The following is a 4,099-nucleotide window of genomic DNA, read 5'->3' on the forward strand; positions in this document are numbered from 1 at the left end:
AGAAACGCCTTCTCCTCCATATCGATGCCGATATCGGCGAACGACATCATCTCGGTCTTGATGTCGTAGATCATGTCGGCCATCTGCTGGGTGAAGGTATCGAACTCTTCGCCGTTGAGCACATCGTTCTCTTTGCGCTGGTTGTACTGCTCCACCAGCGCCTGGAAGCGCTTGGAGAAATCTATCCCCTGCAGCTGGTTCACCTTTTGAAAATCGCTGATGGCCTTGGCCAGCATTTTTTGCAGCAGTTGCATCCGGGTGTTAGGCAGCTTGATCTTGCCGATGCGGGCCATGTACTCGTCATCAAAGATATCGATGGTTTCAGCCTTGTCCTCACCCAGGGTGAATATCTCCTCCACCCCTTCCGCCTTGAGGGCCTCTGCAATCATCTCCCGCACCTTCTGATTCATCTGTGCGGTATCAGGCGCATCACCCTTGGTGAGCTTGTAGACGATGGAGCGCGCTGCCAGATAGAAGTGGATCTGCTCACGCTCCTCCTGGCTGATCTCCTCACTGCCAACGCAAACGTCATAGGCAGCCTTGAGCCGTTTCACCAACCCCATAAAGCGCAGCTCAATCTTCTTGGTCTGCAGGGCAAACTCGGCGGCGCGGTTGAGGCAGTCGAGCTGCAGGGTCGGCGTACCAGAGAAATAGTCACTGCTATCGAAGGTATGGAACACCTGGCCAAGCAGATGCAGATGATTGCGCACCTCGATCAGCGACTGCTGAACATCTTCAAAGTTTGACTTGTCCGCCTTCGAGTACATGGCCAGCGCCATGTTCATCCGGCTTTTGATGCCAATATAATCGACCACCAGCCCCTTCTCCTTGCCCTCAAAGCGGCGATTGACTCGGGAGATGGTCTGGATCAGGTTGTGCTTTTGCAGCGGCTTGTCGATGTAGATGGTATCAAGCTCCGGCACATCAAAGCCGGTCAGCCACATGTCCACTACTATGGCTATCTTGAAGTTGGATTTCGGGTTTTTGAACTGCTTATCCAGCTCCCTGCGGTACTCCTTGGTACCGAGCAGGTCATACATGGCCTGCGCATCATCCTGGCCACGGGTCATCACCATATTGACCAAGGGAAGGGGCACCAGCTCCTTCTGCTCCTGTTCGGACAGGGTGACCCCATCGATGGCCAGTTTTGGATCGAACCACTCGGGGCGCTGAGCTTTAAGGCTCTGATAGAAGGCATAGGCAATCTCGCGGCTGGCACAGACAAACATCGCCTTGCCTTTAACGGTCGAGCCTTCCGCAACCCGCTGCGCGTAATGTTTGGCAAAATCCTTGGCCAGCGCCTCAATGCGATCCGGGTCGCCCAGGATAGAGTTCATGCTGGCCGTGGCCTTCTTGCTCTCTTCGATCTGATAATCGTTAGCTCCCTGCGCTTCACACTCCTGGTAATACTGTTCGATCGCCTCGAGTTTGCTGTTATCGAGTATCACCTTGGCCGCACGCCCCTCATAAACAATCCGCACCGTGATCTCGTCGTTGACCGACTCGGTCATGGTGTAGCTGTCGATGGTGGGGCCGAACACATCCAGGGTGGCGTCGATAGGAGTACCGGTAAAGCCCACATAGGTGGCATTGGGCAGCGAGTCGTGCAGATACTTGGCAAAGCCATAGGTCTTCTTCACCGTACCACTCTCAGCATCGATGCTGAGCTTCAAATCGAGGTTGATCTGGCTGCGGTGGGCCTCATCAGAGATACAGATGATATTGCTGCGATCGGAGAGCTTTTGGATATCTTCGGTGAACTTGTGAATGGTGGTGAGGAATACCCCGCCACTGGCGCGCCCAGCCAGCTTGTCCCGCAGATCCTGACGGCTGGTGACCGGCTCAATCACCGCATCACCGATAAAGGCCGTGGCATTGCAGAATTGCTTGGAGAGCTGCTCATCGAGATCGGTGCGGTCGGTAATGAGGATGATGGTCGGGCTGGCAAAATCGACACTCTTCATCAGCAGGCGAGCCAGGAATTGCATGGTGTAGCTCTTGCCGCAACCGGTGGCGCCAAAGTAGGTTCCCCCTTTACCGCTACCACCGATATTCTCACCGCTTGCTGTTATCTGCTTACGCTCTTTCTTGATGTTGTAGTAGAGCTTACGGGCGGCGTAATACTGCGGATAGCGGCAACAGACTTTCACCTCATGCTTGCTAGTGTCAGGGAAGAAGACGAAATTCTTAAGCACATCCAACAAACGGACCGGGTGGAACAGCCCTTGAATCAAGGTGTAGAGCCCGTTAATACCATCCTGCTCGGTGGACTCGTTGCCGGTCACCTTTCGCCATGCGTAATAGAATTCGTAGGGAGCAAACAGGTTGCCCAGCTTGTTGTTCACCCCGTCGCTGAGGATACAGAGGGCGTTATAGACAAACAGCTTGGGGATGTCCCGTCGGTAGCGCACACAGAGCTGGCGCCAAGCGTCATTGAGCGTAGCCTCCTCTTCCCGCACCGCCGACTTGAACTCGAACACCACCAGCGGCAGGCCGTTGACGTACAAGATGCCATCGGGAATACGTAGTTGTAGCCCGCCATCGCGGGTCTGGCCTTCAATCTCCAGTTGGTTGACCAACCGGTAGATATTGTTATTCGCCTCGGCCTCAACTTCTTCCCCTGCAAACAACCTGGCCAACTGGCTTGACAAGGTGCGGGTATCCATCAGCTCGATATAGAGGTCTTTCTGATTGCGGTCTTCGCGCTTGAGCAAGAAGCCGTTGCTGAGCCAGTGGCAGAAGGTTTTGTTGCTCTGATACAGATCGCTGGCCGGCAGGGTCTGCAACTGGTGCAAAATGGCCGCAATCTCACCTTCGGTAATGCCATCGGCCTGATACTGGCGAACAAGGTACTTGCGCAGGTCATCGGCGATCAGCACCTCACTGTTATCTTTGCGGGGCACATCGCTGCCGACATAGTGAGGGTAACAGGGCTGGCCAGCTGAGTTAAGGTGCTGGCCCAGCAGGGTGATGATGGCCTGTTCCAGCTTTGCTTCCGTGAAAATATGGCTCATGGCAATGGCTTCTTATGTTCGTTCAAATAGCGTTCGTTAACGCTGGGCGTATCGGCGATGGTGAAAGGGCGGCGCAGCAATGGCTACGTCGCCCACTGGTTTAGGCCACACCTTCCTTGGCGAGATCAGCGGCAATATTATCGAGACACAGATCACCGGAAATCAGCTTGGGTAATAAGGTGTCTCGGAGGCTAACTAAGACGCTTTCCTGCCGGTTATTTGACAGAATTTTATCAAGCCAAGGAGATATGGTTTTTCCAAATTCATTGGCTATCTGTTCACCAGAAAATGAAAAACTGAAACTGTTGAATGTGTCTCTTGTAATCGTGCTAAATACAGAGCCATGACTTCTTTGTTGCAACTGAGAGACAGATTGACGGATAAGGTAATAAATGAAGTAGTCATTAACTCCATTGTTACTGACTATGCCATAGCAGGATTGATTCATTGCCATCGGTGTAGCAACTACTGCACATTTACCCACAGTCCCTCTTGCACTAATAATAGTCGTCCCTTTTCTTAGTATTTTCGTTGATGATTTTTCAACACCTAGTTCAGTGACTTTTTTCTCAGTATCGATTACGAATACATCACTATCATTCGGAGCATCAACTACAGAAAACCAAGGGATATCTCCCCCCCAATAACTCTCCTCAGATGTTTTCGGCGTCCCACCACCGATCAAATCAATCAGTGCGCTAACAGGTCGTGGTTTCCACCCCTGCGGCACCCAGCCACCGAGACCAAGAGAAGGTTCGGCACACTCCTCAAAAGCGGCGGGGAACAGTTGGCGGGTTGCCTCCGGTAGCGGCTTGAAGTCATCGTGTTCACGCACTGCTCTACGGGCCTCGGCACGACGCAGTAGCTCGTCAGAGAAGGTTAAATCCTGATCGAAGAAGCCCGCATCCAGCGCGTTATCGACCACCGGATCAAAGTCCACAAACCACGACTTAAATAGCGCCTGAGCCATCTGCTCCAAGGTCTGGTTGATTTGGTGGCTGAGGGTTATCTTGTCATCAAGTAATCTTCCACTTTTAACCAATTGTTGCTGAATATTCAATGGTGGTTGAGGAACTAATAATTTA

Annotated in this window: 2 protein-coding genes; both read right to left on the bottom strand. The window is 52.6% G+C overall.

What is annotated here, in order from left to right; genetic code table 11:
• Positions 1 to 3,014: type I restriction endonuclease subunit R (locus G113_RS19395; RefSeq protein ID WP_005910799.1), on the bottom strand; the 3,014-nt coding region annotated here is incomplete at its 3' end.
• A 100-nt stretch (positions 3,015 to 3,114) separates the two neighbouring features.
• Positions 3,115 to 4,099, bottom strand: a 985-nt coding sequence (locus tag G113_RS19400; RefSeq protein ID WP_005910802.1) for a restriction endonuclease subunit S, incomplete at its 5' end; no start/stop codon positions are given.

The sequence above is a fragment of the Aeromonas molluscorum 848 genome, from assembly GCF_000388115.1.
Lineage (GTDB): Bacteria > Pseudomonadota > Gammaproteobacteria > Enterobacterales > Aeromonadaceae > Aeromonas > Aeromonas molluscorum.